This is a genomic window from Halorussus amylolyticus (assembly GCF_004143485.2).
GTDB lineage: Archaea > Halobacteriota > Halobacteria > Halobacteriales > Haladaptataceae > Halorussus > Halorussus amylolyticus.
Genome location: NZ_ML974136.1, coordinates 101,373 through 126,963 on the forward strand (window position 1 = coordinate 101,373; position 25,591 = coordinate 126,963).

Consider the following 25,591-nt stretch of genomic DNA (forward strand, 5'->3'; position numbering starts at 1 on the left):
GTGGGCTCTGGTTTTTTTCTGTTTTGTCGGGGGGGGGGTGCGGGGGGGGGGGGGCGCCCCCCCGGGGGGGGGGGCCCCCCCCGCCACTGATTCGACACTGCTGGCTGACTCGCCAGCTATCTGCTCGCAACCGCGGGAGGACAGTTCGTCCTCCGCGCGAAACGTCCAGTTCGGGTTGGTCCCGGCTTCGTATGTAAAATTTCGTGTACGGTACGAAACGGGAAACTCACCGCTCGCGACTCGCGTCCATAGATTTCCGAACCGTCATCTCGCCGTCGGTCGTGACGCCGAGGAGGAGGTCCTCGCGGACCGCCCGGTTCTCGACCGCGCTTCCGGCCTCGTCGCTGACGCGTTTCATCAGTTCCGGCGCGGCGTGGTTGACCTTCACGCCCGCCTCGTCGCAGGCGTCGTACACCCGAGAGGGAACGTCGTAGAGGTCGGTTCCCGCCTCGACCACGATTCGGACCGGTGCGTGGAGCGCCTCCGAGAACGCCACCGTCTCGCGCGCCTTCCGGACGTTTTCGCGCGCGCTCGCCTCGATACTGGAGACGTTCGCGCGCGAGGTGCCGAGGCGGTCGGCGATGGCGGCCTGCGCGGCCCCGCGCTCGCGGAGCGCCAGCACCTCGGCCTGTCGGCGGGTCAGGACGTTCGTCTCGGCGTCGAAGCCCGCACGGTCGAGGAGTTCGTCGGGGTCGAGGTCGGAATCGTGGCTCACGGTCGGCCCTCCGAGCTTCGAAGTCGATTCATGCTCTCTCCTACGCGCTCGGACTGAAAAAACCCGCGGCGTGAAACGCCGTCGGTTCGGGTGCATGACCCCGTTCGAGTGCAGGCGCGAAACGCAGTTCGGACTGTCCACCCGTCCCGCACTCGAACGGAAGCTAGCTTCCCCAGAAGTTGTCGCGGCTTCCGAGTTGAGGCCGCGACGGCCCGTCGTCGCGCTCGGTCTCGTCCGTCTCGGCGTCGGTCGAGTCGTCGGCGTCCTCGGTCGTGTCGGTCTCGGCGTCCTCCTCGTCCATCGGGAGACGCTCGATGGGGTCGGCGCGGGCGTGATTGCTGTGGACGTTCGTTATCTCCACCTTCGCGCGGGCATCGGGCAGGATGCCATCGACCATGACGATGAAGCCGTCCTCGGTTCGACCGACGCCCGCACCGCTCTCGTGGATGTCGTCGATGTCCACGACGACCTCCTCACCCAACTTGACAGGCGCGGTCTTGAGTTCCTTGATTGGCTGGCTGTAATGGCTGCACCACTCGGCCCCGCCGCGGTCGCCGTAGTGTTGGCACCCCATCCCCTCGATTCGCTCCTGAAAGCTCGGGCATTCGTCGGCGAGTGGACAGTCCGGCATGGCTGTGGCTACTTGCCCGGTGGCCTAAACTGTTACGTACCGCCTTTTACTGCGGTTCGGGCTGCGCTTTGCGCGGCCCGCCGCCGGGAAAAGCTGTCTTGCCGAGCGTAGCGAGGCAAGGCTCGTCAGAACTTTGCTCTGACGGTGGACCAAAAACCACCGGCAGAGCTTCGCTCGCGGTATGACCCCCTGAATGTGCGACCGCACCGCCAGCGGCCTACTCTCCTGCGACGAGGAACGTCTTGCCGCCCTTGTGTTCGAGGTGGACGTCGGGAACGTCGGCGAACCACTCGACGGCGTACTTCTCGACGCGCTCGGTTTCGACGCCGGACACGTCGAGTACCGCAGGGCCGCCGTCGTCGGCTTGGGTCCGTTCTCCGTGAGCGAACTCAGCTATCATACCTACGACTTATCGGGTACACTAATGAAACTCATCCATCCGGAGTGAAAGTGAAACTGTACGACAGAGGCCCTGTGCAAACAGCTATCACGGGAGAGACGGGATTGGATTCAGATGTAGTGGGCCGCGACGTAGGTCAGGAGCGCGAGAAGTACGAACGGAATTACGTGAAGCATGAGGCTGATGACCACCACGAACGGGTCCGGCGGCCACGCCGACCCGACGAGAAGCATCACCACGAAGAACGCGATGATGAAGAGCGGGATGATGTTGACCGAGATGTCGAGCAGCGTCTCGCGGTCGAACACGGAGTCTGCCATGCTCCATCGAAACCACGGCATCCGGGATAACGACATCGGCCGCTTCGGCCCGAAGACGTCCGTTTCGGCACCGAGGAGAGCGACGAGTTCGGACGTGTTTTTCTATCTGAAACACCAGTATGAAAATACAAATAGGATAATCCGGCATCCTGGCCCCTCCTCTCTTATATCACCTAATTTTAAAATACCGATTCTATATTCTCACAAATACTAATTTTTGCACAGATTTCGCCACTATCTCTCTGCAGAAAACTTTTACGGCTATAAATTATAATTGAAGCCGGTACTACACCATGACCAATACGAATACACGCATACTCGGAGTCCTCCTCGGTTTCGTCGTACTCGGACTCGCGTTCACCGGAGGGGCGACCGCCGCCCCGATTACCGCCGAGGCTCCCGGTGCGGAGGCGACTCCGATTACTCACGACCGACCGATTACGCAGTCGCCGATTACGGGTCCCATCACGGCTGACGGACCGATTACGGCCGACGCTCCGATTACCCACGACGTGCCCATTACCCAGGATGGGCCAATCACGCAAGACGGACCAATCACCCACGACGCCCCCATCACTCAGGGCGCGCCGATTACCCGGTAATTTCGAACCGCCGCCACTGTCCCCTTTTTTCCGACGCTCGCCGAGTCCGGTCTCGGTTCCTCAGAGGAAATCCCGCACGTCCGAGTACCACATGTCGTGGCTGTCCACGGCATCGACTCGCCGGGCGATGGCGACCGCGATGACGTGCCAGCAGAGGTCGGTGGGGTCGTCGGGGTCGAGGTTGTACTCGCTGTCCCGACACCCACAGCCTTGCCCCTCTACGACGTACTCGTCATCGTGGCCCACGACGACCGTGAAGTCGCGGTACTCCTTGACCCGTCCCTCGGAAACCGCCTCGATAGCCTGTGCGCCGCGGTCGTCGTGGACCGACAGAATCCGGTCGGTGACGTCCGGCGTCAACTGTCCGGCCGCCGCGAGGTCCGTCTGCCACTCTTCGACCTCGCTCACGGACACCGCCTCCCGCGAGAGTGCGAACGGTCGCGTTCGGTGGCGTGGGCCGGGAACACGGACGGGTGATTTGCAGGGTGCGCGTAAACACGTTCCGGTGTCCCGCGTTCGTCCGTCTCGCCCTCGCTCGATATCTTCGCCCTCGTTCGGCCGTCTGCGTTCCGAGCAAGCGCGTCCGGGTCCCCGAGAGCTTTGAGGGTGGCCCGCCAACGACCCGACATGGACCTCGGATTAGCGGGCGATTCGGCACTGGTGACGGCGAGTTCGAGCGGTCTCGGCCGGGCCTCGGCGAAGGCCCTCGCGGCCGAAGGCGCGAACGTCGCACTCTGTTCGCGCGGCGGCGAGAAACTCACCGACGCCGAGAAGGAAATCGACGCCGCGGGCGACGGCGACGTGCTCGCGGTCGAGTGCGACATCACCGACCCCGACGAAATCGAGGCGCTGGTCGAGGCGACCGTCTCGGAGTTCGGCGGCTTGGACCACGTCGTGACCTCGGCGGGCGGCCCGCCGAGCGGGTCGTTCCTCGACACCACCGAGCGCGACTGGTACGAGGCCTACGACCTGCTCGTGATGAGCGTGGTCTGGCTGAGCAAGGCCGCCCATCCCCACCTCGTCGAGAGCGATTCGGGCACCATCGTCAACGTCACGTCCACGAGCGTCCGGGAGGCCATCGACGGTCTCGTCCTCTCGAACGCGGTCCGCCGGGGCGTCATCGGCCTGATGAAGACCCAGGCCCGCGAGTGGGCTCCCGACGTGCGGGTCAACGCGGTCCTCCCCGGCGCACACGAGACGCCCCGAATCACCGACCTCGTGGACGCCGCGGTCGAGCGCGGCGAGTACGACACCTACGACGAGGGGCTCGCAGCGTGGTCCGAGGACATCCCGATGGACCGCGTCGGCGACCCCCGAGAACTCGGAGACACCGTGGCGTTCCTCTCCAGCGACCGCGCGAGTTTCGTCAACGGCACCGCGCTCCCCATCGACGGCGGCCGACTCCGAAGCTGAATGGCGACGGTCCTCTCGTGGAGCGGCGGCAAGGACGCCGCGTTCGCGCTCCGGGAGATGCGCCGGTCCGACGCCGACGTGGTCGAACTCCTCACGACCGTTTCGGCCGCAAACGACCGTTCCAGCATGCACGGCGTCCGCCGGAATCTCTACGAGCGCCAAGCCCGTGAACTCGGGCTTCCGATTCGGTTCGTGGAGATTCCCGAAGACGCATCGAACGAAGCGTACGCCGAGGCGATGGCCGACGTTACCAGAGAGTACGAGCGCCGGGGAATCGACCGACTCGCGTTCGCCGACCTCTACCTCGAAGACGTGCGCGCCTACCGCGAGGAACGCCTCGCGGATTCCGCAGTCGAGGGCTACTGGCCCGTTTGGGGTCGCGACACCGAGAGTTTCGCCCGCGACTTCCTCCACGCCGGTTTCGAGGCGACTGTCGTCGCGGTCGATGGCTCTGCGCTCGACGCCTCCTTCGCGGGCCGACGACTCGACGCTGATTTCCTCGCGGACCTCCCCGAGGAAATCGACCCCTGCGGCGAGAACGGGGAGTTTCATACCTTCGTCCACGGCGGGCCGATTTTCGACGGCTCGGTTTCGATTCGAACCGGCGAGACGGTCACGAAGGAAGTCGGCGGTGGACAGTTCCACTACTGCGACCTGCTCGCGGGTGACTGACGACGCGGGTCCTGCCCGGCCGACTACGACTCGATTTTCTCCACGATTCGCTCGGCCTGCTCCTCGGCTTTGTCCTCGCCCACGTTCTTCTTTATCAGGACGCTCTGGACTTCCCAGTCGTCGCTGTCCTTTCGCTTGCCGGTCCGAACTTCGGAGCCTTCGGACACGTCGCGGGCGGCGTTCGCGGCCCAGTCCGGAGTCCGAATCGCCTCGAAATCGTCCGGGTCGCGGAACCGAACGTGAATAAATTCGTCTTCGGTCTCGACGGTCTGAACGCTTGGTGTGTCGGCCATGCCACGCGCGATACGCCGCCGAGCGTCAAAATTCGAGTGGCCGTCGGAATCGGCGTCTCATTAGAACCGCCCCTGCTTGCGCAGTTCTGCCACGACCTCGCGCACGCGCTGGGCGTTGTCTTTCGGTACGACCACCACTCGGTCGTCGTACGCCGCGACGACCAAGCCCTCGACGCCGACCGCGCTGACGTGCGTGTCGCCGTCGGTGGCGACGACGTTGTCCTCGGCGTCGATTGTCAGCGCGTCCCCCAAAACTGCGTTGCCGTCGCCGTCGCGCTCGACCACGCGCTCGATTGCGTCCCACGCGCCCACGTCGTCCCACTCGAAACTCGCGGGCACGACGTAGGCGCTCTCTGTCCGCTCCAGCACCGCGTAGTCGATGCTGACCGACTCGACCGCTTCGAATCCGCGCTCGGGGTCGCCCTCCTCTAGGGCCGCGACGAGCGGCGCGAGCCGCGAGTCGCGGGCCTCCCCGAGCAGGGCGTCGGGCGTCCACGCGAACAGGCCCGCGTTCCAGTAGAAACCCCGCTCCACGAACTCCCGCGCGGTCTCGGCGTCGGGCTTCTCGCGGAACTCCGCGATTTCGGCGTACTCGTCCCTCGTCTCGCCCGGTTGGATGTAGCCGTATCCCGTGGCGGGTCGCGTCGGCTCGACGCCGAACGCGACCAACCCCTCGGTTTCGACTGCGGCCCGGACCGCGGTCCGGGCCGCAGTCTCGAATTCGCCGGAAATCAGGTGGTCGCTCGGCACGCAGAGGACGACGCAGTCGCCGACCTGCTCGCGGATTCGGTGGGTCGCGTACGTCAGCGCGGGACCGGTGTCCTTGGCCTCGGGTTCCACGAGGACGCCGGCCTCCGGAACTTCTTCGCGAACTTTCCCGGCGTGGTCCTCGCCGGTCGAGACGTAGATTTCGTCGGCGAATCCGACGCGCTCGACGGTCTCGGCGAGGAGGGAGTCGTCGCCCCCGCCGAGCGAGAGGAACTGCTTGGGTCGGTCGGCCCTGCTGGCGGGGTAGAGTCGAGTGCCGGTGCCCCCGGCCATCACGAGCGCGACGAGTGGTTTGCTCATCTTCGCTCACCACGTCTCGACGCGGCCGTCGCGCACGTCCTCGACACAGCCCCGGCAGTCGGGATGGTCGGGGTCGAAACAGGCGGGCCGGACCTTCGCGTCGAGCGAGACGGCCCGGCGCTCGACGTACCGGCGACAGACGATTCGGGCGCGGCCCTCGTCGTCTTGGGGGAGGTCCGCGAGCGTGGCCTGCCGGGCGTCCCGATACGCCCGCTTGGCGTCGGCGTACTGTCGCCCCGCGGAGCGAAACGTCGAGCGGAGGAACTGTTCGAGGCGGTCGTCCATTTGGGAGTACGTTGTGCGCGGGGAAAGATAGGTTTGTTCGTCAGCCGAGACGAACTGGCAGTTCACGGCGCACTATTATTTTACACTTCCCGGGGTAAGATTTAAAATGTTTGTTGAACACATTCTACATGGATTTCACAATGGATTTGGAACGACGAACGCTGCTCAAGGGACTCGGCCTGACGACGGTCGGTTGGGCCGGAAGCAACGCCGTCCAAGCACAGGAATCGAGCGACTTGGCGTACTCCACCCAAGAAGCGGGAACTGTTGGGAGTACGGTCAACTACACCGACGACGTAATCTACCAAATCGTCACGGACCGCTTCCAAGACGGCGACTCGGGCAACAACCCGGACGGGGACCTCTACAGTAGCGACTGTTCGAATCTCCGGAAGTACTGCGGCGGCGACTGGCAGGGAATCATCGATAAGATACGGGACGGCTACCTGACCGAGATGGGAATCACGGCGCTGTGGATTTCGCCGCCGTTCGAGAACGTCACGTCCGTCGACGCGGACATCGGCACCTCATATCACGGCTACTGGGCGCGAGACTTCAAAGACACGAACGAGTTCTTCGGCGACATGAACGTGTTCGAAGAGTTGGTGAGCGTGGCCCACGACAACGGCATCAAGGTGGTCATGGACTTCGTTCCGAACCACACCTCGCCCTCGACTGCTGACAACAGCATGGAGGACGGGGTTCTGTACGACGACGGCGACTACGTCACGTCCTACAGCGACGACCCCGACGACTACTTCCACCACAACGGCGGCACCGACTACTCCAACTACGAGGACCAGATATATCGGAATCTGTACAATCTCGCGGACTTCGACCAGCAGGAAGCGTACATCGACCAGTATCTCAAAGACGCCATCCGAAGCTGGCTCGACAAGGGCATCGACGGCATCCGAGTCGACGCGGTGGCCCACATGGCTCCGAAGTGGCAAAAGACCCTGATGGACACGATTTACGACCACAAACCGGTCTTCACCTTCGGCGAGTGGTTCCTCGGTACCGGCGAGTCGAATCAGCGGTACTACGACTTCTCCAACGACAGCGGGATGAGCCTGCTTGACTTCCGATTCGGGCAGGAAATCCGGGAAGTCCTCCGCGAATTCAACGACGACTGGGAGGACTTCTGGGACGTAATCGAGGAGACCGCGAGCCAACACGACCAGGTCATCGACCAGGTCTCGTTCATCGACAACCACGACATGGAGCGATTCACCGTCGCGGGCGAGGAGGCCAACACCGACCTGGCGCTGGCGGTACTGCTGACTTCGCGCGGAACGCCGACGGTCTACTACGGAACCGAGCAGTATCTGACCGGCGGTAACGACCCGGAGAACCGGAAACCGATGCCGTCGTTCGACCAGTCTACGACGGCCTACCAGATAATCCAGAAGCTCGCGCCGCTGCGTCAGTCGAACGCCGCGCTCGCGTACGGCGACACCCAACAGCGGTGGATAAACAGCGACGTGTTCTTTTACGAGCGCGAATTCGGCGACAACGTCGTGCTAGTCGGCATCAATCGGAGTCAAGAGTCGTACGACATCAGCGGCCTGCTTACCGCGCTTCCGGAGGGGAGCTACGACGACCAACTCGACGGATTGCTCGGCGGATTTGGCACGTCCGTCAACGGTGACGGCTCTATCGACTCCTTCTCGCTCGACCCCCGAACTGTCTGCGTGTGGGAATACACCGGAAACACCACCGAGCCGGCGCTCGGCCACGTTGGACCGACGATGGGCCAAACCGGCCACACCGTGACTGTCAGCGGCGAAGGGTTCGGGAGTTCGGCCGGGTCGGTTCAGTTCGGTTCGACCGACGCCCCCGTCGTCTCGTGGAGCGATTCGAAAATCGAGGCGGAGGTTCCGGCGCTTGCCGGAGGTTTCTACGACGTCACCGTCACGGACACCGACGGCGTTCAGAGCGATGCGTTCGCCGACTTCGAGGTGCTGACCGACGACCAAGTATCGGTTCGGTTCGTCGTCAATAACGCCGAAACCGACCCCGGCGAGAGCGTCTACGTCGTCGGCAACGTCCACGAACTAGGCGAGTGGAACACCGACCGGTCGGTCGGCCCGTTCTTCAATCAGGTCGTCTACGAGTACCCGAACTGGTACTTCGACGTCAACGTTCCCGCCGAAACGAGCATCGAGTTCAAATTCGTCAAAATCGACGGAGACGGCAACGTGACGTGGGAGTCGGGGTCGAATCGCACGTACACGACGCCGAGCGATTCGACCGGGGAGTACGTCGGCGACTGGCAGGCGTAGTCAGTCGGAGATGCGCCACAGGGACCGGCAGACAGAATCGCTCCGGAGCACACCAGTCTCTCGGACTCACCGCCGCCGATAGACTGCGAGCGCCACCCCGAGCGACACCGTTCCGCCGACCACCAGCGCGCCGCCCACCGTCCGCTGGCCGCGAAACGCGACCAACATGGCTCCGAGACTCCCCGCGAACAGCCCCGCCTGGACCAACACCGCCACGACGATGAATCGGCGAAGGGTGTCCTGGGAAATCTCTTGGACCTTCCCCTGAAGGTCGGCCACGTCGTCTTCGCCCTCCGGCGGGAACGGGTCGAGGAACACACTCGGAGCGTGGCGTCGGAACCGGATAACTGTGTGGTCGGAGTCGCGGTTCGCGACCGGTCGCGAATCGCGACCGTCACGTCTCTCCGAAACCCGACAAAACCGGGGATAGAGGCGCTCTCGGCTTCACTTTCACTTTCACTCCGGCCTCACCGAGATTTTTATACCATAGCGCGCAAACCCTTCACATGTCTCCCGAAGAAAACGACGCGGAGACGGATACCATATGAGCGATGTGCGACAGCACGCCGAAGAGATACGCGAACAGTTCTCCGACCATCTGGAAGTCACAGTCGAGGAGGTCGAACAACGCCTCGACAACCTCGTCAACGAATACCGGGTGCCTCTCGAAGAGGCGCGCCGGAGCGTGGTGAGCCACTACCTCGACGAAGCGGGTCTCGACCGCGACGAGATTCGAACCGGCGGCGGCGGAACCGAGCAGGTCAACGTCGAGGACGTCGACCAGGACGAGATGTGGCTCGGCCTCACCGCCAAAATCGTGGACCTCTGGGACCCGCGAAGCGACGCCGTCGGGCAGGTCGGTCTGCTCGGCGACGAGACGGGGCGAATCAAGTTCACCAAGTGGGCCGACTCCGACCTCCCGGAACTCGAAGAAGGGAAGGTCTACCGCTTCGGGAATCTCGTCTCCGACGAGTACCAGGGCGACTACTCGGTGAAACTCAACCGCACGACCACCGTCGAGGAACTCGACGAGGATATCGAGGTCGGCGACGACACCGCCGAGGTCGAAGGCGCGCTCGTGGACATCCAGAGCGGGAGCGGCCTCATCAAGCGATGTCCCGAGGAGAACTGCACTCGCGTCCTCCAGAACGGTCGGTGTTCCGAACACGGTGAAGTCGAAGGCGAGTTCGACCTCCGAATCAAGGGCGTCTTGGACGACGGCCGGGAGGTCCACGAGACCATCTTCAACAAAGAGGCCACCGAGGAGTTCACCGGCATCGGCCTCGAAGAAGCACAGGACATGGCGATGGACGCGCTCGACACGACCGTCGTCGCCGAAGAGATGCGCGAGAAGACTCTCGGCAAGTACTACCGAGTCGCCGGTCCCACGATGGGCCGGTACCTCCTCGCCAACGACGTGGAGGAACTCGGTGCGCCGACGGATGCCGAGGACGTTCTCATCAAAGCGAGGTCGATGTAAATGAGCGGAACACCAATGCGAGAGGTCGCCCGCCGCGTCTTCGCGGGGGAGTTCAACGACGCGACCCACACGTTCAAGGAATCGGACGAGGAGCGCGCCCCGGTGTACGTCCTGCTGCCGACCGGAGAGCGAGCCAATCGCATCTTCATCGTCGGCACGCTGACCGAGACCGAGGACGTGGGCGAGGACAGCGAGTACTGGCAGGGCCGGGTCGTGGACCCGAACGGCGACCCGTTCTTCGTCTACGCGGGCCAGTACCAGCCCGAGGCCGCGAGCATGCTCCGGGACCTCGAACCCCCGGCGTACGTCGCCATCACCGGTAAGCCGCGAACCTACGAGACCGACGACGGCAACACCAACGTCTCCGTGCGACCCGAGTCGATTACGCTGGTCGATGCGGCCACCCGCGACCGGTGGGTGGTCGAGACGGCCGAGCAGACCCTCGACCGGATTCAGGCGTTCGAAGACGACACCAACGAGTACGCCCGGATGGCCGAGGAGCAGTACGACCTGCCGCTCGACAGCTATCGGCAGACCGCCATCTCGGCGCTCGAAAGTCTCGAAGACGAGCAGGCCGAAGCCGACGAGAACGACGACCGAACAGACGAAGCCGAGACCGAACCGCAGGCGTAGCCGCGCGGCTACGCCTGCGGTCCGGCGAACGGCGTCGAGGATAGCACCGACGCGAAACCGACTTCGGCGAGAGCCGACGTTCCGGGGGGAACGGGAGAGAGACGACGACACATCGGCGAGAGAATCGGCGACCGACTAGCCCAGCGGCCGCGTTACGAAACGCGTCCGGGTGGTACCAGCACCCGCACGCTGGGCGTGACTCTGAGACGAGCAGCCCAATGGCTACGAATACATCACGGTTACAAGAAAGTACCGGGACCGTCACCGGCCCGCATCTCGGTTTCGACCGGGACGGCGGACTCGACCACCGCTACTGGCGGTGCGAGCGGTGCGGTCTCGAAAGCACAGACTCGCGACTCCGCGAGGGGTGTTTCCGGTGTCGGGCGTCCGCGGCGCGTCGCGCCGCGGACGCCGAACGCGAGGAGACGTCCCGCGACTCGAACGAGACTCGTCGCGACCGAAATGCGACCCATTGCGACCAGAACGAGACGCACGACCGACACAAAATCCATGACCAAAACAGCGAGGAGACCGATGCCCGACGAGCGTGAGTCGCCGAGCGCGGGGTGGCGCGAGACGTACCGCGAGATGGGCGCGGACACGAGCGCGGAGGAGGCCACCGCCCGGTGTCCCGACTGCGGACGGGCCTGTCGAAACGTCACTCGGGACGTGTACGACTGCGGGGAACACGGTCTCTTTCGACCCACCGAGCGGTCGGACGACGCCGACCGATTTCGAAATTGGACACGGGGGACGGCGGACTGACGTGGGCCGCGGACTGACGTGGGTGACGGCGACTGATTACTCGCCCGCGTCGTTTTCGCCGTCCGGACCACCTGCACCGCAAACCAGCACCGGTCGATTCGTGTCGAGGAGCACCTGCTGGGTCACGCTCCCGAACAGCGCCTTGCCGGTCGGGGTTCGCTTGCGGGGCGCGAGACAGAGCAGGTCGGCGTCGATTTCGGCGGCGGTTTCGAGGATAGTCTCGGCGGCGGGGCCGCTCGATTCGGCGTAGTGGACTTCGATACCGTCGGCTTCGAGTCGCTCGGCGGCCCGTCGAACTGCAGCGACTTGGTGGACCGACGCGCCCGCGGGGTTGTCGGTGAAGTCGTGGAACAGCGTGACCGATACCTCGGAGTCCGAATCGGGCAGGTCGGCGATTGCGTCTGCCTGTTCGAGCGCGCGGTCCTCGTCGTCGCCGATAGCGGCCAGTATCCGGTACATGTGCGAGGGTACGTCTGCCCGACTGATAAGTAATCGTTCCGACTCCCACTCACCGGAAACGACCGCAACGCATTTTACTCGAATTCGATCCGATTCCCGGGAACTGGGATTCAGATTCGCGTTTGAAGGGCGCCGCTCGACAAGGTTCGCCTGTGAGGTGAACGAGGATGACTACTCGCACACTCGAAGCCGAACTGTTCGGTCGCCGCACGACGTTCGAATACTCCGAGACGTGGGTCGGCTACGCCCTGCTCGCACTCCGGGTCGTGATGGGGTGGACGATGTTCTACGCCGGAATCACGAAAGTCCTCGACCCCGAGTGGAGCGCGGCGGGATTCCTGCTCAACGCGATTCCGGAGGGCAACCCCTTCGGCGGGATGTGGGCCACGCTGGCGAACGACTGGCTCTGGCTCATCGACCCGCTGAACGCGTGGGGCCTCACGCTCGTCGGTCTCGCCCTGCTCGTCGGCGCGTTCGTCCGGTGGAGCGCGTTCTGGGGCGCGGTGATGATGCTGTTCTACTGGGCGGCCAGCCTCCCGCTCGAAAACGGCATCGTCATCGACGACCACGTGGTGTACGCGCTGTTGCTGTTCGGTCTCGGCGCGTTTGGCGCGGGCCGAATCTTCGGTCTCGACGAGTACCTCGAAGATATCGGCGTCGTGAACCGCTATCCGGCACTCCGGTACTTCCTCGGGTGATGTGAGGAGGATGTCGAACCTCGCCACACTCCTCCTCGCGCTCGACGCCGTGACGCTGGCGATCGGCGGGGTCGTGACCTCGTTCACGTACCGGGCGTTCCGCCGGACCGACTCGCCGGGGCTTCGACTCGTCTCGATTGCGGTCGGTATCGTCACCCTCGGGACCGTGCTCCCCGGCGCGGCCCATCTGCTCGCGGGGAGCGACCCGACGCTCGGACTGGTCGCCGGAACGGCGCTCGTGACGCTCGGATTCGTAGTCGTCACTTACGCGCTCTACGCCGAGTATCCGAGCGAAGCCGCGTGAATCACTCTAGCGACTCGCCCAACGCTTCTTCGACGCGCTCTTCTAACAGCGCCGACGCGACCAGCGCGTCGGCGCGTTCGATGTCGTCGTGGATGGGTCGGTCCTCGACTAGCGGGGCCACCACGTCGCGGACCGCCTCGTAGGTCGCCGCGGTGCCGACGCCGTGGTCGAGTTCGTCGGGCAGAAACTCCGCGGCCTGCGCGCCACAGAGGAGTTCGATGCCGAGAACCGTGGTCGCGTTTTCGACCGCCGAACGTGCGTCGAACGCGCTCTGGGCGCTCATGCTCACGTGGTCCTCCTGATTGCCGCTTACGGGCGTGTTGTCCATCGAGGGCCGCCCGGTCGCTCGGTTCTCGTTTACGAGCGCCGCCGCCGTGTACTGGGCAATCATGTAGCCCGAGCGCAGACCGCTCCCCTCGGTGAGGAAGGGCGGCAGGTGTGGCTCCTGCACGTTCGGATTCAGCATTCGGTCCACCCGGCGCTCGGAGATGGCCGCGAGTTCGGTAATCGCGTTCGTCAGATAGTCGAGCGGCATGGCGAGCGGGTCGCCGTGGAAGTTCCCGCCCGAGAGGACCGCGGCGTTCTCGGTGCCCGACGCCCGGTCGTCGGCGTCGGCGGCGTCGAAGATGAGCGGATTGTCGGTCGCGCTGTTGAGTTCGACTTCGACCGCCTTGCGGAGGTGGGCGACCGCGTCCCGAACCGCGCCGTGGACCTGCGGCGCGCACCGAATCGAGTAGGCGTCCTGCACCCGGTCGCAGTTCCGGTGGGACTCCACGACTTCGGAGTCGGCCGTGAGTCGCTTGAGGTTGCGCGCGCTCTCGGCGTGGCCCTGATGGGGTCGGACCGCGGCGATGGACTCGTCGGCCGACGCGGTCGTGCCCATCGTTACCTCGGTCGTGAGCGCGCCCGCAACGTCGGCGGCCCGAATCGCTCGCTCGGCGTCCACAACCGCGAGCGCGGCGAGACCGGCCGTGAGTTGCGTGCCGTTGATGAGCGCGAGACCCTCCTTCGCTCGGAGCGTCAGGGGTTCGAGGTCGGCGGTCGCGAGCGCGTCCGCGCCGTCCATCCGCGCTCCGTCCACGTCGGCTTCGCCCTCCCCGACGAGAACGAGCGCGAGATGCGCAAGCGGCGCGAGGTCGCCGCTCGCGCCGAGGCTTCCTCGCGATTTGACGACCGGGTGGATGCCCTCGTTGAGCATCGCGACGAGGTGGTCCACGACGACCTCACGAACGCCCGAATGCCCCTTCACGAGCGCGTTGACCCGGCCGAGAAGCATCGCCCGGACCTCCTCGCGTCGGAGTTCTCGACCTGCTCCCGCGGCGTGGCTCCGAACCAGATTCAGCTGTAACTGCGCTACGTCCTCGCGGGGGATGCGCTGGTCTACAAGTTCGCCGAAGCCGGTGTTGAGTCCGTAGACGACCTCCCCGCTCTCGACCACCTCCTCGACGCGCTCGCGGGCCGTTCGGACCTTCTCGCGGGCCTCGTCGGAGACGGCCACGCGGGCGTCCTCGCGGGCGACCGCGGCCACGTCCTCGGGCGCGAGGGTTTCGCCGTCCGGTCGAATCGGCTCAGGCACGGTGGACCACCTCCCCGGCCTTCAGCACCGTCTCGACCGTGTTCACGCCGAAGTTGTACGGGACGTGGACGTAACTCGGCGCGTCGATGACGGCCACGTCGCCCGGCGCGCCCTGTTGGAGCGTTCCCACGTCGTCGGCGAGGTCGAGCGCGCTCGCGGCGTTGGCGGTCGAAGCCACCAGCGCCTCGGCGGGGGTCATCCCCATCTCGACGCAGGCGAGCGAGGTCGCGAATCCCATGCTCTGAGAGTGGCAGTTCGGATTGAAGTCGGTCGCAATCGCCACGTCCGCGCCCGCGTCGAGGAACGCTCGGGCGTCGGCGTAGGCGGCACCGAGACCGAACGCGGTGCCGGGGAGCAGGACCGGAACCACGTCGCTCTCGACGAGCGCCGCGATGTCCTCCGCCGTGGCGTGGAGCAGGTGGTCGGCGCTCGCGGCCCCGATTTCGGCCGCGAGCTTCGTGCCGCCGATGTGCGAGAGCTCCTCGGCGTGGACCTTCGGGGTGAGTCCGGCGTCCCTTCCGGCCTCCAAGACGCGCCGGGACTGAGCCACGTCGAAGACGCCCTCCTCGCAGAACACGTCGCAAAATCGGGCGACGCCCTGCGATTCGACCGCGGGAATCTGCTCGGCGACGACTTCCTCGACGTAGTCGTCCGTCTCTCGGTCCTGCGGGACGGCGTGGGCACCCATGAACGTCGGAACCAGGTCCACCGGATGTTGGTCGTCGGCCCGGTCGATGATTTCCAACATTCGGAGTTCGGTCTCGGTGTCGAGACCGTAGCCCGATTTCACCTCGACCGTGGTGGTGCCGTGGGCCAGCATGGTGTCGAGGTGGCCGACCAGATTGTCGAGGAGTCGCTCGTCGCTGGCTTCGCGGGTGTCCCGGACGGTTCGGAGGATGCCGCCGCCATCTTCGAGAATCTCCTGATACGTCTTGCCTCGGAGTTTCGCTTCGAACTCGTCGGAGCGGTCGCCAGCGAACAGCGCGTGGGTGTGGGGGTCCACGAACCCCGGAACCGCGGCCTTTCCGGTCGCATCGACGGCGTGAGTCGCGTTCTCGGGCGGGAACTCGCGGGTCACGGGACCGGTCGGTCCGACTCGGACCACTTCGCCGTCCTCGACCGCGATTGCGGCCTCCTCGTAGACGCCGAGTTCGCCGTCCTCCGCTATCGTGACGACCTCGGCGGCGTCGTGAACGACTGCGGTCAGGCTCATCGCTCCCCCCTCGTTTGGCGGGCGCTTAGGAGGTGGGCGATCGTCCTCGCCCCGGCGGTCGCGGTCAGATTCGCGGTCCCCGATTCGAGCGGCGGCGCGCACTCCACGACCTCGAACCCGGCGAGTCGGTTTTCGGCTCCCAGCAGGCGGACCATTCGGAACAGTTCTCGGGTCGAAATCCCGCCCGGCGTCGGCGCGCTCACGCCCGGTGCGGCCGTGGCGTCGAGCACGTCCAAGTCCACGCTGACGTAGATTCGGTCCACGTCGTCCATCGCATCGAGTGCTCGGTCCACCGCGCCGATTGCGTCGTCACCGACCTCCTCGCTCGTGACGACTTCGCCGTCTCGCTCGCGGACGAACTCGGCGTAGGACGTCGAGGTTTCGAAGTGTCGAGCGCCGACGCAGGCGTAGGCGTCGAGCCCCGCGTCGTAGAGCTGGCGGTACGGCGTCCCGCTCGTTGGGTCGCCCCTCACTTCGCGCACGTCGAGGTGGGCGTCGAAGTTCACGACGCCGAGCGTGCCCGAGTCGAGCAGGGGCGCGGCGTTCGGGAACGTCAGGGAGTTGTCGCCGCCGAGGAACACCGGGAAGGCGTCGGCGTCGTGGACCTGCGAAGCGACCGCTCGGACCCGGTCTTGGAGGTCCAGCACCGACTCGGGGTCGGCGTCGCCGAACGTCACGTCGCCGAGGTCGGCGACCGATTCGACCGGCCCGGCGTCGAAGTGGTGGGTCTTGGTCCCGGCGAGTCGCTGGCGGAGCGCCTTGGGACCCTCGGCCGCGCCCTTCCGGCCGATGACCGCCCTGTCGAACGGTTCGCCCACCAGCACGGCGTCGAAGCGGTCGGCGTCGTCGATGCTCGCGAGTTCGACCACGTGGCCGAACTGTTCGTCGTTGGAGTCGTTTGAGGTGCCCATCCAATCGAAAGGTGGTTCGAACGCGGTCATTTTGCCTCACGGTCCCGCATCGGCACGGCCACGCCTGACGATTCGGCCTCGCCGATTGCGTCGTCGTAGCCCGCGTCGGCGTGGCGAATCACTCCCATCCCGGGGTCGGTGGTGAACACGCGCTCGGCCTTCCTCGCGGCGAGGTCCGACCCGTCGAGGACGACGTGGTTGTTGGCGTGGAGCGCGTTTCCGATGCCGACGCCGCCGCCGTCGTGGACGCTCACGATGTCTGCGCCCGCCGCACAGTTCAGGAGTGCGTTCAGGATTGGCCAGTCGGCAATCGCGTCCGACCCGTCCTTCATGGCCTCCGTCTCGCGGTTGGGGCTGGCGACGCTCCCCGCGTCGAGGTGGTCGCGCGTGACGACCACCGGAGCCGAAATCTCCCCGTCGGCGACGAGGTCGTTGATTCGGAGCGCGAACTTCGCGCGCTCGGTGAGTCCGTCCTCCGAATCGGTTTGGTAGCCGAGCCAGCAAACGCGCGACGGAAGCCCCTGAAATTCGACCTGCTCGCGCGCGAGGTCTATCCACCTGTGGAGGCTTTCCTTCTCGGGGAACAACTCCGTGACGGCCTCGTCGGTCCGGTGAATGTCGGCCTCGTCGCCCGACAGCGCGACCCACCGGAACGGTCCCTTCCCGCGACAGAACAGCGGCCGGATGTACGCCGGAACGAACCCCGGATAGTCGAAGGCATCTTCGAGGTCGCGGTGGTCCTCGACCTGCCCGCGGATGTTATTGCCGTACTCGAACGCCACGCTTCCTTCGTCTTGGAGGTCGAGAAGCGCTTGGACGTGGCGCTCCATCGTGTCCAGACTCTCGGCGACGTACGTCTCGGGGTCCTCCTCGCGGAGTTCGTCGGCTTCTGCGACGGTGTAGCCCGACGGGTAGTACCCCTCCAGTTCGTCGTGGGCGCTGGTCTGGTCAGTCACGACATCCGGGACGAACCCGCGTTCGAGCATCCCTTCGAGCATGTCGGCCGCGTTCACGTGGACGCCAATCGAGTAGGCTTTGCCAGCCTCGGCCGCGGATTTCGCCTTCTCGATGGCCTCGTCCAAGTCGTCGGTCTTCTCCTGACAGTACCCCGTCTTGATGCGGCGGTCGATTCGGTCCTCGTCCACCTCGGCGGCGATGCAGACGCCGTGGTTCATCGTGACCGCGAGGGGTTGTGCGCCGCCCATTCCGCCGAGTCCGCCCGTGACGACGATTTCCCCTTGCAAGCCCTCGCTGTCCGGGTAGTGCTGGCGCGCCAGTTCGGCCAGCGTCTCGTAGGTGCCCTGAATGATGCCCTGCGTGCCGATGTACGCCCACGACCCCGCGGTCATCTGGCCGTACATGATGAGACCCTCGGCTTCGAGTTCGTGGAAGTGCTCCCAGTCGTCCCACTTCCCGACGAGATTCGAGTTGGCGATGAGGACCCGCGGAGCCATCTCGTGGGTCCTGAATCGCCCGACGGGCTTGCCGGACTGGACGAGCAGGGTTTCGTCGTCGTCGAGGTCTCGCAATTCTGCGAGGATGGCGTCGTAGGCGTCCCAACTCCGGGCCGCTCGGCCGGTCCCGCCGTAGACCACCAGTTCCTCGGGCTTCTCGGCGACTTCGGGGTCGAGGTTGTTGTTCAGCATTCGGAGGGCGGCCTCCTGACGCCACCCTTCGCACTCGATGTCGCTGCCGGTGGGTGCGCCCCGGTACTCGCGCCACTGTTCGCTCGGTTCGCCGACGCCCGCGCCGGCGCGGGCGTCGGCGGAATCGGTCTCGGCTTGCGGGGTATCGCTCATGATGTATACGTACTCTTCGTGCGCGAGACGCAAATAGCTGAATCCCGCCTCAAGGAGGGTACTTTAAATACAACGCGGGGAAATCCCTGACCGATGCACGAGGCGCTCCTCGGAATCGAACAGCCGGGCGCGTACGCCGACGCGACCGCGGGCACCGACACGACCGTCGAACTCTGGTGTAACGACCACTGTGACCTCCTCCACGTGAGCGGGGCGGGCGGCGAGCGAGTCGTCGCGCACGTCGAGGGCGCGGTCGGCGTCGGCGAGCGACTCGCCGAGGGCGACGAGCAGGTGGTCATCACCGACGACTGCCTCCGGGCGCACGACGACGACAACATCGAGACGATGCTCGCGGCCCACGACTGCCTGCTCGTTCCGCCGCTCCGGTACTCCCGGGGCGCGAAGTGGTGTCGCGTGCTGGCGCTCGACCCTGCGAACCTGAGCGCCTTCTACCGGGACGTGGCCGCCGAATACCCCGTCACGGTCGAATCGAAGCGCGAGGTCGAGTCGGTCGCCGCGGACCGGCCGCTCCTCACGCTCGATTCGGCGCTGCCGGACTTCTCGCCCCGCCAGCGCGAAGCCCTGTTGACCGCGCGCGAGATGGGCTATTATCGGATTCCGCGCGACGCGACCACCGCCGAAATCGCGGCCGAAGTCGGCGTCGAGCGACGGACGCTCGAAGAACACCTCCGACGCGCCGAGAACAAACTGCTCGGGGCGCTCGGTGAGTACCTCTGACCGGCGGATTTGCAGACGATTCTCCGACTACCAATCTTGCGGGAGTTCGATACCCTCATCCGCAAATCGCTCGCTGACTCGCTGGAGGTACTCGGACCGGATGGCGACGAACGCCTCGCGCGAGGGCCGGTCTATCCAGAACCGAGCTTGCACGCCCGCCAGACTGTTGTCGAGTTCGACCACTCGGACCGTGGGCGTCGGTCGGTCGAGAACCTCGTCGTGGCGCTCGGCCTCGGCGACAAGAATATCGGCGACTCGGCCGAGGTCGGCGTCGTTGCTCACGTGGAAGGTGTGGGACACGCGCCGGGGGGACTTCGCGACTGCGTTCACGACCGCCGTGGTCGCGAGCTGGGAGTTCGGCACCGTCAGGAGTTCGTTGTCGAACGTTCGGACGCGAGTCACGCGGAAGCTGATGTCCTCGATGACGCCCTCGTTGTCGCCCCACCGAATCCAGTCGCCGATGTTGAACTCCGGGTCGGTCACGATGAACACGCCGCTCACGAGGTTCGAAGCGATGTCTCGACTCGCGAAGCCGACCGCGACCGTGAGCGCGGCGATGACGGTCGGCGGAAGCGACAGCAGGTAGCCGTAATCGGCCACGTCGAGTCCGATGCGGACGGCCGCGACCAGGACCGCGACGTGGACGAGCTTTAGGAATGCGTTCGCCGCGGTTCGCTGGACGTGCTGGATGCTGAGTACGCGCTCGAACGCGGGTTCGACGACCCAGCGACCCACCGCGTACGTCGCCGCGAACGCGACGGCGAACTCCACGATGCTCCACGCGACATCGAGATACCGACCGACGACCGCTTCGGGCACACCTATCTGAAGGGCGACACCAGTCACCTCCGAACCCACGACCGGGAGCGACCTGAAAATTCCGGCCAGTCAGTACGTCTCGCCCGGTTCTATTGGTCCGCGGAACACCGAGTAGAGCATCACGAAGTACGTCGCCACGAGCGGGAGCAACAGCACGCTCGCGCCGGTGAGGAGTTCGATGGACGGCGACCCGACCGCGGCGTCGGCGACGGTCAGCCCCGTCGCGGGGTCGGCGAGCGGGTAGAGCCACGCGCCGACGAGTGCGACGAGTCCGGCGGTCAGTCCGCCCGCAGTCGCGAGCGCGAGGTGGTAGCGTCCGCGTCGGAGCGCGAGGACGTACCCGCCTGCGAGCGCGACCGAGAGCGCGACGAGGAAGAGGGTCGTCGGGCCGAACGCGAGTCTCGGCGCGGCGAGCGCGAGCGCGACGACCACCAGCGCGAGGTAGGCGACCGCCGCGCGCGGCCCGTAAGCGGTCGTCTCCTCGCGGAACGACCCTCGTGTTTTCACCCCGAGAAACGCCGCCCCAGAGACGACCGTGAGCGCGACGACCGCGAGACCGACGACCACGGACGCCGGAGCGATTCCGGAGACGCCGAGCACCCAGTTCGCGGTGAACACGCCGAGCAGGAACGGCGCGCCCACGCTTCCCGCGACGAACGCGCGACCCCACCACCGGTGCCACCGCTCGTCCTCGCGTTGCTCGTAGAACTCCGGGGCGAGTCCGCGCAGGATGAGCGCGCCGAGCACGCCGAACAGCAGGAGGTAGTGTCGGCTGAACAGTCCAGCGTACACCGGCGGGAACGCCGCGAACAGGCCGCCGCCGAACACCACCAGCCACACCTCGTTACCGTCCCAGAACGGCCCGATAGCCGCCAGCAGTTGCTCGCGCTCGGTGGCGTCGGTCCGGAGCGCGAAGATGGCCCCCACGCCGAAGTCGAACCCATCGAGGAACAGGAACGCCGCGAGGAACGCTAGCACGATGCCGAACCAGAGGTCGGCGAGCGCAATTGGAAGCTCAATCATCGGTGACCTCCGGGGCGGGGTCGATGGTCGACGTCTCGCGGCCGGATTCGGCGTCGGACTCCGGGGGCTTCGGCCCGCGGCGAACGATGCGCGCGATGACGTACGTGTAGACCGTGAGCAGGCCGAGGTACACCGCCGCGAACCCGCCGAGCGTCAGTGCGGCGTCAGTTCCGGTGAGACCGGGCGACACTCCCGCGGTGGTTTTCATCACGCCCTGAATCACCCACGGTTGGCGTCCGACCTCGGTGACTATCCACCCGAGCTCGACGGTGAACACGCCAGCGAGCGCCGACACCATCAGCGCCTTGTGGAGCAGGCGGTCGTCGTAGAGCTCTCCGGAGTACCACCGGTAGGCGCTCCAGAACGCGAGCACCACGAACCAGAACCCCAGCGCGACCATCGCCCGGAACGACCAGAACACGACGGCGACCGGCGGCGATTCCTCGAACTCGTTCAGCCCGGTTATCTCGGCCGAAGCGTCGCCGCCGCTGGCGAGCCACGACGCCCCGCCCGGAATCCCGATGCCGAACAACTCCTTCGCGCGCGGGTCGGTCAGGTCCTCGACGCTGGTGGGGAACGCGATTAGGTACTCCGGGACGTAGCTGTCGGTCTCCCAGACCGCCTCCATCGCGGCGAACTTTTGCGGTTGGGTCTCGGCGACGTGACGGCCGTAGGCGTCGCCGTGAATCACCTGAAACGGCGCGGTGACGATGAGCACGACCAGCGCGACTTTGAGGGTCGCGCGCCAGAACTCGGCGTCGTAGTTGCCCGAATCGACCACGCCGAGGTGGCGGCGACGGTAGATGTGATACGCCGCCACGCCCGCCATGAACAGCGCGACCGACAGCACCGCGGCGTTCTGCATGTGGACGAACATCCACGGGAAGCGGGGGTTGGCGTAGGCCGCGATGGGGTCGGTCAGCGCCACCACAGGGTGGCCGTTCTCGGTCACCATCTCGAAACCCCGAGGCGTCTGCATCCACGAGTTCGCTATCAGAATCCACACCGCCGACAGCCACGTTCCGAGACCCACGAACACGCTGGAGACGAAGTAAAACCGGTCGGAGACGCGCTCGCGGCCGAACACGAACACGCCGAGGAACGTCGCCTCCAGCATGAACGCCATCATCCCCTCGACCGCGAGCGGGCCGCCCATCAGTGCGCCTACCGTCTCGGAGAACGCCGCGAAGTTGGTCCCGAACTCGAATTCGAGGACGAGACCCGTCACGGTTCCGACCGCGAAGCTGATGGCGAATATCTTGGTCCAAAACCGCCTGAGTCGGACGTAGAGCGCCTCCCCGGTTCGAACCTCCTTCCACGTGAAGTAGACGAGGAAGGGCGCGAGTCCCATGCTCATCACCGGGAAGATGATGTGGACGATGGTCGTCAGCGCGAACTGAAGCCGACTTGCGAGCGCGGGGTCTATCACGTCGCCACCTCCCGGAGCCGGTTCGTCGTCGGTGCCACGCCGCGGGGGTCGGCGGGGGTCGCTGTTCGGCCCATCGTGAATATGTTCGGGTCGAATAGGCATGACTCGCGGGCCGATTCTCAGCTCGTGGGAATTGCCCTCGGCTTTCGATTCCGGCCGAGATACGGTCGTTTCCGTGCCGCAGGTCAGTCCGAGTCGCTCCCCCGAGTGTCTGACGAAAATTTAAGTGTCACGCCCCGCCAACTACGCCCGAGATGGGCAACAAGAACAAGACGATTTCCTTCCGGGTCAACGAGGACTCCTTCGAGACCCTCCGGGAAATCGCCGAGGAGCGCGACCTCTCGCTGTCGGCGGTGTTCCGCGACTACGTGGACATGCTGGTCGCCCACGACGGCCGAGTCACAGTCGTGCCCGAGAACGAACTCGGCGAGGAGACCGACGGCGAGGAGTTCCCGCCGAAGGTCGAGGTGCCCAAGAGCTTCGTCCGCGAACACGAGCGACTGGAGTTGGAGGCAGAACACCTCCGCGAACAGTTACAGGAACACAAACAGTACGTCACCAGACTCCAGCAACAGGTCGAGAGCGTCGAGGGCGTCGAAGAAGTCGTCCAGTTGGAGGAACTCGACGACGAACTCGACACCGACGAGACGTATCGACTCGGGTGAGCCGATACGTCTCGTTTGACTAAATCACCCCGAGAGGTGCTTTTTCTTCCGGCGCGCCTCGTCGGCCATCTCGCGGTCGCCCTCCACGTCCGCGAGTTCCTCGACCGCTTCGAGCGTCCGAACCGAGTTGTCGAGGAACGACAGCACGTCGCCCGAGTAGGCGTACACCATGTAGTCGTCGCTCATCACGTCCACGATGGCGTCCGGGCCGAGACCCTGCTCGCGGAGTTCGAGCAGGTAGCGCATGAACTTCCGCTCGGGACACCCGCAGTACGGATTGCTCTGACAGTCGCAGTCCAGGAAGTCCTCCGCGAAATCGAGGACGCGCTCTTGGGTCGTGTCGTTCAACTTCGCGAGGTTCTCGCCCTGAAACAGCATGTCGAGCGTCGCGCCCTTGAACGCCCCCTTCGGGATGTTGGTCTCCAACTGGGAGCCGATTTGGCGGTGGTTCTTGACGTAGATTTTGTCCGTGATAGCCACGGTTACGCCGAAATTGGTGCGTGAGGCTCAAAAGCGTGTCGTCGCGCTCTCTTCGATTTCGGGTGGGATGCGTGGCATCGACACGCTACGAGCCGAGTCGTAACGTATTTTAATCCCAGACGGCTAGGTGAGGATGCGTGTCCGGGTTGGGGTAGTGGACCATCCTTCAGCCTTGTGGAGGCTGAGACGCGGGTTCGATTCTCGCACCTGGACCTACGCTGAATTTCCTTCGCGGCTTTTTTGGCCTCTACGACCTCTGACAGCCATTTAACGGTCGTCCGAACGGTCCACGGTTTCAATGCCTTGGCGGCTTTTCTGGCCTCTGGCTCTTCTCTCAGCCACCCAGCAACGAGCTCGACGACAACATAATTTCCGAGCGTCAGTTGGAGCGAATCGCGGACGCCGCAACGGGGAACGCTCGCGATGCAATTGGGGTGCTCGGGAAGGTCGCCCGTGCGGCCCGCGAGAACAGTGCAGACATAATTTCAGACGAGTTCGTGAAGTACGGTATCAAGCAAATCCAATCTGAGGTTCGGAAGCCCATTGACAAGTTCTCGCCTCACTATCAGATGCTCTACGCTATTGCTGAGGAGGAAGGTGAAGTGATGTGAGGCGAACTTTTCGAGCAATACCGTGAGCGGATGGCCGCCCCGAAGACCAAGAGAATCGTGAGAAAGTATCGGATGAAGCTGGCATATTATAAACATCTGGACGAAGTAGAGGAGGGACGACAGACCGTTGTTCGAATCCAATGCACCTGAGGTGCGACTACGGCATTTGATTGTGTGATTCCTCTACTATGCCGAAATCTCCGTGTTGTCCGAACCCAAGATTGTAGGTGTACTCAAGGAACCACTGTGCTCGTTGACCCACAGTAGCAACCTCCGCGAATTTCTCCATGTAGGTAGACCGAGTGAAATCCTCTTCTTCCGGGAAGAAATACTGCTTAACCTCAAAACCTTTCACACGATTCTGCCGGGTATAGTAGGTTTCTTGCCATACTGGATAACTGCTCATAATATCCCGAAGCCGGAAGTCGATATCGTTCGAATCCTCCTTGCTAACATCGTCGAGGATATTGATTGCAGCCCACTCTTGGATAGACATGTCATCTACGCCTTCAACGGGATCTGCGTATCTCCGTGCACTTTCTTCGTCAAGAAGAGCCTCTATTTCTCGAGCCATATCATATGAGTACCTGATTTGGAAAGGCGTGCTTTCCCATTTAATAGCGTATATGAATGGCTGCCTGTCCATTTGTATCCCGAACCCAGAAGCCTTCTCGTCCGCGTCCTTGAAATCAGATTCGTCAATATCTCCGCCCATTGGCAAACCGATTGAATGGTGATATTCCTTTACAGTATCTCGGGCGTGTTCAAGTTCGGACATATGTCATTCCGGGATGGGGTCTATAGGGTCTATTTTTTCACGGAGGACTCGGGGGCTGCTACTATGATCCTTTAGGTGCACTTCCTCTGGATCAAACGGGATCTCGCCAGTAGAACCCTGATCCGGGATCTCCTGGCTGTGACTAAGCAGACTCGCTTGAGCCTTTCCCAATGCCTTCGAAACCTCGCTCTCCTTATTCAACTGGTACTGAGGAGCGTTTCCTACTTTCCCTGATTGTTCAACGAGATCTGCATCTTGGAGGACACGAATATTCCTCGTCACGGAGCTTCGGTCAATACCTGCTAAGTCTGCGATCTCTTGGGTAGTCAGCTCCTCGTAGTGCTTGCCAAGGAGGACGTCGATAATCTTGACCCTACTTGGAGTCTTCAGTAGGCGGACGAACGGCGACGCCTGTGTATACGTACCGTCTCCGGGACGGTCACCGCTCATTTGGGTCATACCGGGACTATAATGTATAGCCGCATAAGTCTATTGCATCAATGCAACAGTCGAGACAACACAGTTT

32 protein-coding genes and 1 tRNA gene are annotated in these 25,591 nt (G+C 64.5%); 13 read left to right on the forward strand and 20 right to left on the reverse strand.

The features are described 5' to 3' along the window. Positions 1–226: 226 nt before the first annotated feature. The 4 genes from EKH81_RS13775 to EKH81_RS13790 all read right to left on the reverse strand — a co-directional run bounded on the left by EKH81_RS13775 (position 227) and on the right by EKH81_RS13790 (position 2,066). A complete protein-coding gene (locus EKH81_RS13775; protein ID WP_238392190.1) occupies positions 227–715 on the reverse strand; it encodes a Tfx family DNA-binding protein in 489 nt (162 codons plus the stop codon). 163 nt (positions 716–878) lie between these two features. Next, entirely contained in the window at positions 879–1,346 is a 468-nt protein-coding gene (locus EKH81_RS13780; RefSeq protein ID WP_132059021.1) for a TRAM domain-containing protein, read from the reverse strand. A 217-nt stretch (positions 1,347–1,563) separates the two neighbouring features. After that, on the reverse strand, positions 1,564–1,746 hold the full coding sequence (locus EKH81_RS13785) for a hypothetical protein (RefSeq protein ID WP_132059022.1): 183 nt from the start codon (positions 1,744–1,746) through the stop codon (positions 1,564–1,566). A 110-nt stretch (positions 1,747–1,856) separates the two neighbouring features. After that, positions 1,857–2,066, reverse strand: coding sequence for a DUF6684 family protein (locus EKH81_RS13790; protein WP_132059023.1), 210 nt, complete (start codon positions 2,064–2,066; stop codon positions 1,857–1,859). 293 nt (positions 2,067–2,359) lie between these two features. Between EKH81_RS13790 and EKH81_RS13795 the strand changes: the two genes are divergently transcribed. Next, positions 2,360–2,668, forward strand: coding sequence for a hypothetical protein (locus EKH81_RS13795; RefSeq protein WP_132059024.1), 309 nt, complete (start codon positions 2,360–2,362; stop codon positions 2,666–2,668). 60 nt (positions 2,669–2,728) lie between these two features. Here EKH81_RS13795 and EKH81_RS13800 read toward each other — a convergent pair whose 3' ends face one another. After that, positions 2,729–3,076: a hypothetical protein gene (locus EKH81_RS13800; RefSeq protein WP_238392191.1), complete on the reverse strand. Its 348-nt coding sequence runs from the start codon at positions 3,074–3,076 to the stop codon at positions 2,729–2,731. 219 nt (positions 3,077–3,295) lie between these two features. On the opposite strand from EKH81_RS13800, the gene EKH81_RS13805 reads away from it, so the two are divergent. Then, entirely contained in the window at positions 3,296–4,081 is a 786-nt protein-coding gene (locus EKH81_RS13805; RefSeq protein ID WP_132059026.1) for an SDR family oxidoreductase, read from the forward strand. Continuing rightward, positions 4,082–4,753 (forward strand): adenine nucleotide alpha hydrolase, encoded by a 672-nt coding sequence (locus tag EKH81_RS13810; RefSeq protein ID WP_132059027.1) that lies wholly within the window; start codon positions 4,082–4,084, stop codon positions 4,751–4,753. 23 nt (positions 4,754–4,776) lie between these two features. On the opposite strand, the gene EKH81_RS13815 is transcribed toward EKH81_RS13810, so the two are convergent. The 3 genes from EKH81_RS13815 to EKH81_RS13825 are packed head-to-tail and all read right to left on the reverse strand — an operon-like array spanning position 4,777 to position 6,399. Then, a complete protein-coding gene (locus EKH81_RS13815) occupies positions 4,777–5,046 on the reverse strand; it encodes a hypothetical protein (RefSeq protein WP_132059028.1) in 270 nt (89 codons plus the stop codon). A 60-nt stretch (positions 5,047–5,106) separates the two neighbouring features. Then, a complete protein-coding gene (locus tag EKH81_RS13820) occupies positions 5,107–6,114 on the reverse strand; it encodes a mannose-1-phosphate guanylyltransferase (RefSeq protein ID WP_132059029.1) in 1,008 nt (335 codons plus the stop codon). 6 nt (positions 6,115–6,120) lie between these two features. Beyond that, positions 6,121–6,399, reverse strand: a complete 279-nt coding sequence (locus tag EKH81_RS13825; RefSeq protein WP_132059030.1) for a DUF7091 family protein — start codon at positions 6,397–6,399, stop codon at positions 6,121–6,123. A 128-nt stretch (positions 6,400–6,527) separates the two neighbouring features. Between EKH81_RS13825 and EKH81_RS13830 the strand changes: the two genes are divergently transcribed. Next, a complete protein-coding gene (locus EKH81_RS13830) occupies positions 6,528–8,684 on the forward strand; it encodes an alpha-amylase family glycosyl hydrolase (protein WP_202935149.1) in 2,157 nt (718 codons plus the stop codon). A gap of 66 nt (positions 8,685–8,750) precedes the next feature. Here the strand turns inward: EKH81_RS13830 and EKH81_RS13835 are convergent, their stop codons facing one another. Beyond that, complete coding sequence (locus EKH81_RS13835) at positions 8,751–9,002, reverse strand: DUF7322 domain-containing protein (protein ID WP_132059031.1); 252 nt, start codon at positions 9,000–9,002, stop codon at positions 8,751–8,753. A 226-nt stretch (positions 9,003–9,228) separates the two neighbouring features. Here EKH81_RS13835 and EKH81_RS13840 point away from each other — a divergent pair, with 226 nt between their 5' ends. The 3 genes from EKH81_RS13840 to EKH81_RS13850 all read left to right on the forward strand — a co-directional run bounded on the left by EKH81_RS13840 (position 9,229) and on the right by EKH81_RS13850 (position 11,562). Then, positions 9,229–10,164, forward strand: a complete 936-nt coding sequence (locus tag EKH81_RS13840) for a replication factor A (RefSeq protein WP_132059032.1) — start codon at positions 9,229–9,231, stop codon at positions 10,162–10,164. Beyond that, positions 10,165–10,797, forward strand: coding sequence for an RPA family protein (locus tag EKH81_RS13845; RefSeq protein ID WP_132059033.1), 633 nt, complete (start codon positions 10,165–10,167; stop codon positions 10,795–10,797). It begins immediately after the preceding gene. A gap of 534 nt (positions 10,798–11,331) precedes the next feature. Beyond that, positions 11,332–11,562 carry a hypothetical protein gene (locus EKH81_RS13850; RefSeq protein WP_132059034.1) on the forward strand — a complete coding sequence of 77 codons (231 nt, stop codon included), beginning with the start codon at positions 11,332–11,334 and terminating at the stop codon, positions 11,560–11,562. 36 nt (positions 11,563–11,598) lie between these two features. Here EKH81_RS13850 and EKH81_RS13855 read toward each other — a convergent pair whose 3' ends face one another. Then, positions 11,599–12,021: a universal stress protein gene (locus EKH81_RS13855; RefSeq protein ID WP_132059035.1), complete on the reverse strand. Its 423-nt coding sequence runs from the start codon at positions 12,019–12,021 to the stop codon at positions 11,599–11,601. A 167-nt stretch (positions 12,022–12,188) separates the two neighbouring features. On the opposite strand from EKH81_RS13855, the gene EKH81_RS13860 reads away from it, so the two are divergent. Beyond that, positions 12,189–12,719 carry a DoxX family protein gene (locus EKH81_RS13860; protein ID WP_132059036.1) on the forward strand — a complete coding sequence of 177 codons (531 nt, stop codon included), beginning with the start codon at positions 12,189–12,191 and terminating at the stop codon, positions 12,717–12,719. 10 nt (positions 12,720–12,729) lie between these two features. Continuing rightward, entirely contained in the window at positions 12,730–13,023 is a 294-nt protein-coding gene (locus EKH81_RS13865; RefSeq protein WP_132059037.1) for a DUF7521 family protein, read from the forward strand. A 1-nt stretch (position 13,024) separates the two neighbouring features. Here the strand turns inward: EKH81_RS13865 and hutH are convergent, their stop codons facing one another. The 4 genes from hutH to hutU are packed head-to-tail and all read right to left on the reverse strand — an operon-like array spanning position 13,025 to position 18,522. Further along, entirely contained in the window at positions 13,025–14,599 is a 1,575-nt protein-coding gene (gene hutH, locus EKH81_RS13870; protein ID WP_132059038.1) for a histidine ammonia-lyase, read from the reverse strand. Beyond that, positions 14,592–15,812 (reverse strand): imidazolonepropionase, encoded by a 1,221-nt coding sequence (gene hutI, locus EKH81_RS13875; RefSeq protein ID WP_132059039.1) that lies wholly within the window; start codon positions 15,810–15,812, stop codon positions 14,592–14,594. The genes hutH and hutI overlap by 8 nt, the downstream gene beginning before the upstream one ends. Further along, positions 15,809–16,753: a formimidoylglutamase gene (gene hutG / locus EKH81_RS13880; RefSeq protein ID WP_132059040.1), complete on the reverse strand. Its 945-nt coding sequence runs from the start codon at positions 16,751–16,753 to the stop codon at positions 15,809–15,811. Before hutG ends, hutI begins: the two co-directional genes overlap by 4 nt. After that, on the reverse strand, positions 16,750–18,522 hold the full coding sequence (hutU, locus tag EKH81_RS13885; RefSeq protein ID WP_132059041.1) for a urocanate hydratase: 1,773 nt from the start codon (positions 18,520–18,522) through the stop codon (positions 16,750–16,752). The genes hutG and hutU overlap by 4 nt, the downstream gene beginning before the upstream one ends. Before the next feature lie 93 nt (positions 18,523–18,615). On the opposite strand from hutU, the gene EKH81_RS13890 reads away from it, so the two are divergent. Continuing rightward, on the forward strand, positions 18,616–19,260 hold the full coding sequence (locus EKH81_RS13890; RefSeq protein ID WP_132059042.1) for a helix-turn-helix domain-containing protein: 645 nt from the start codon (positions 18,616–18,618) through the stop codon (positions 19,258–19,260). Positions 19,261–19,287: 27 nt separating this feature from the next. Here EKH81_RS13890 and EKH81_RS13895 read toward each other — a convergent pair whose 3' ends face one another. The 3 genes from EKH81_RS13895 to EKH81_RS13905 are packed head-to-tail and all read right to left on the reverse strand — an operon-like array spanning position 19,288 to position 22,531. Further along, positions 19,288–20,106: a mechanosensitive ion channel family protein gene (locus tag EKH81_RS13895; RefSeq protein WP_162224631.1), complete on the reverse strand. Its 819-nt coding sequence runs from the start codon at positions 20,104–20,106 to the stop codon at positions 19,288–19,290. Between the two features lie 42 nt (positions 20,107–20,148). Then, positions 20,149–21,102 carry a cytochrome d ubiquinol oxidase subunit II gene (locus tag EKH81_RS13900; protein WP_132059044.1) on the reverse strand — a complete coding sequence of 318 codons (954 nt, stop codon included), beginning with the start codon at positions 21,100–21,102 and terminating at the stop codon, positions 20,149–20,151. Further along, the gene (locus tag EKH81_RS13905) at positions 21,095–22,531 is read right to left on the reverse strand and encodes a cytochrome ubiquinol oxidase subunit I (RefSeq protein WP_132059045.1); all 1,437 of its coding nucleotides are present in this window, start codon (positions 22,529–22,531) and stop codon (positions 21,095–21,097) included. Before EKH81_RS13905 ends, EKH81_RS13900 begins: the two co-directional genes overlap by 8 nt. Positions 22,532–22,785: 254 nt before the next feature. Here EKH81_RS13905 and EKH81_RS13910 point away from each other — a divergent pair, with 254 nt between their 5' ends. Further along, a complete protein-coding gene (locus tag EKH81_RS13910; RefSeq protein WP_132059046.1) occupies positions 22,786–23,196 on the forward strand; it encodes a DUF8146 domain-containing protein in 411 nt (136 codons plus the stop codon). Positions 23,197–23,220: 24 nt separating this feature from the next. On the opposite strand, the gene EKH81_RS13915 is transcribed toward EKH81_RS13910, so the two are convergent. After that, positions 23,221–23,676, reverse strand: coding sequence for a DUF5814 domain-containing protein (locus tag EKH81_RS13915; protein WP_132059047.1), 456 nt, complete (start codon positions 23,674–23,676; stop codon positions 23,221–23,223). Between the two features lie 140 nt (positions 23,677–23,816). On the opposite strand from EKH81_RS13915, the gene EKH81_RS13920 reads away from it, so the two are divergent. Further along, a tRNA-His gene (locus EKH81_RS13920) sits at positions 23,817–23,889 on the forward strand. 170 nt (positions 23,890–24,059) lie between these two features. Further along, positions 24,060–24,287: a hypothetical protein gene (locus EKH81_RS13925; protein WP_132059048.1), complete on the forward strand. Its 228-nt coding sequence runs from the start codon at positions 24,060–24,062 to the stop codon at positions 24,285–24,287. Positions 24,288–24,444: 157 nt separating this feature from the next. Here EKH81_RS13925 and EKH81_RS13930 read toward each other — a convergent pair whose 3' ends face one another. Together EKH81_RS13930 and EKH81_RS13935 are read right to left on the reverse strand one after the other, a co-directional pair. Continuing rightward, the gene (locus tag EKH81_RS13930) at positions 24,445–25,065 is read right to left on the reverse strand and encodes a hypothetical protein (protein ID WP_132059049.1); all 621 of its coding nucleotides are present in this window, start codon (positions 25,063–25,065) and stop codon (positions 24,445–24,447) included. Positions 25,066–25,068: 3 nt separating this feature from the next. Beyond that, entirely contained in the window at positions 25,069–25,524 is a 456-nt protein-coding gene (locus EKH81_RS13935) for an ArsR/SmtB family transcription factor (RefSeq protein ID WP_132059050.1), read from the reverse strand. Between the last annotated feature and the right edge of the window lie 67 nt (positions 25,525–25,591).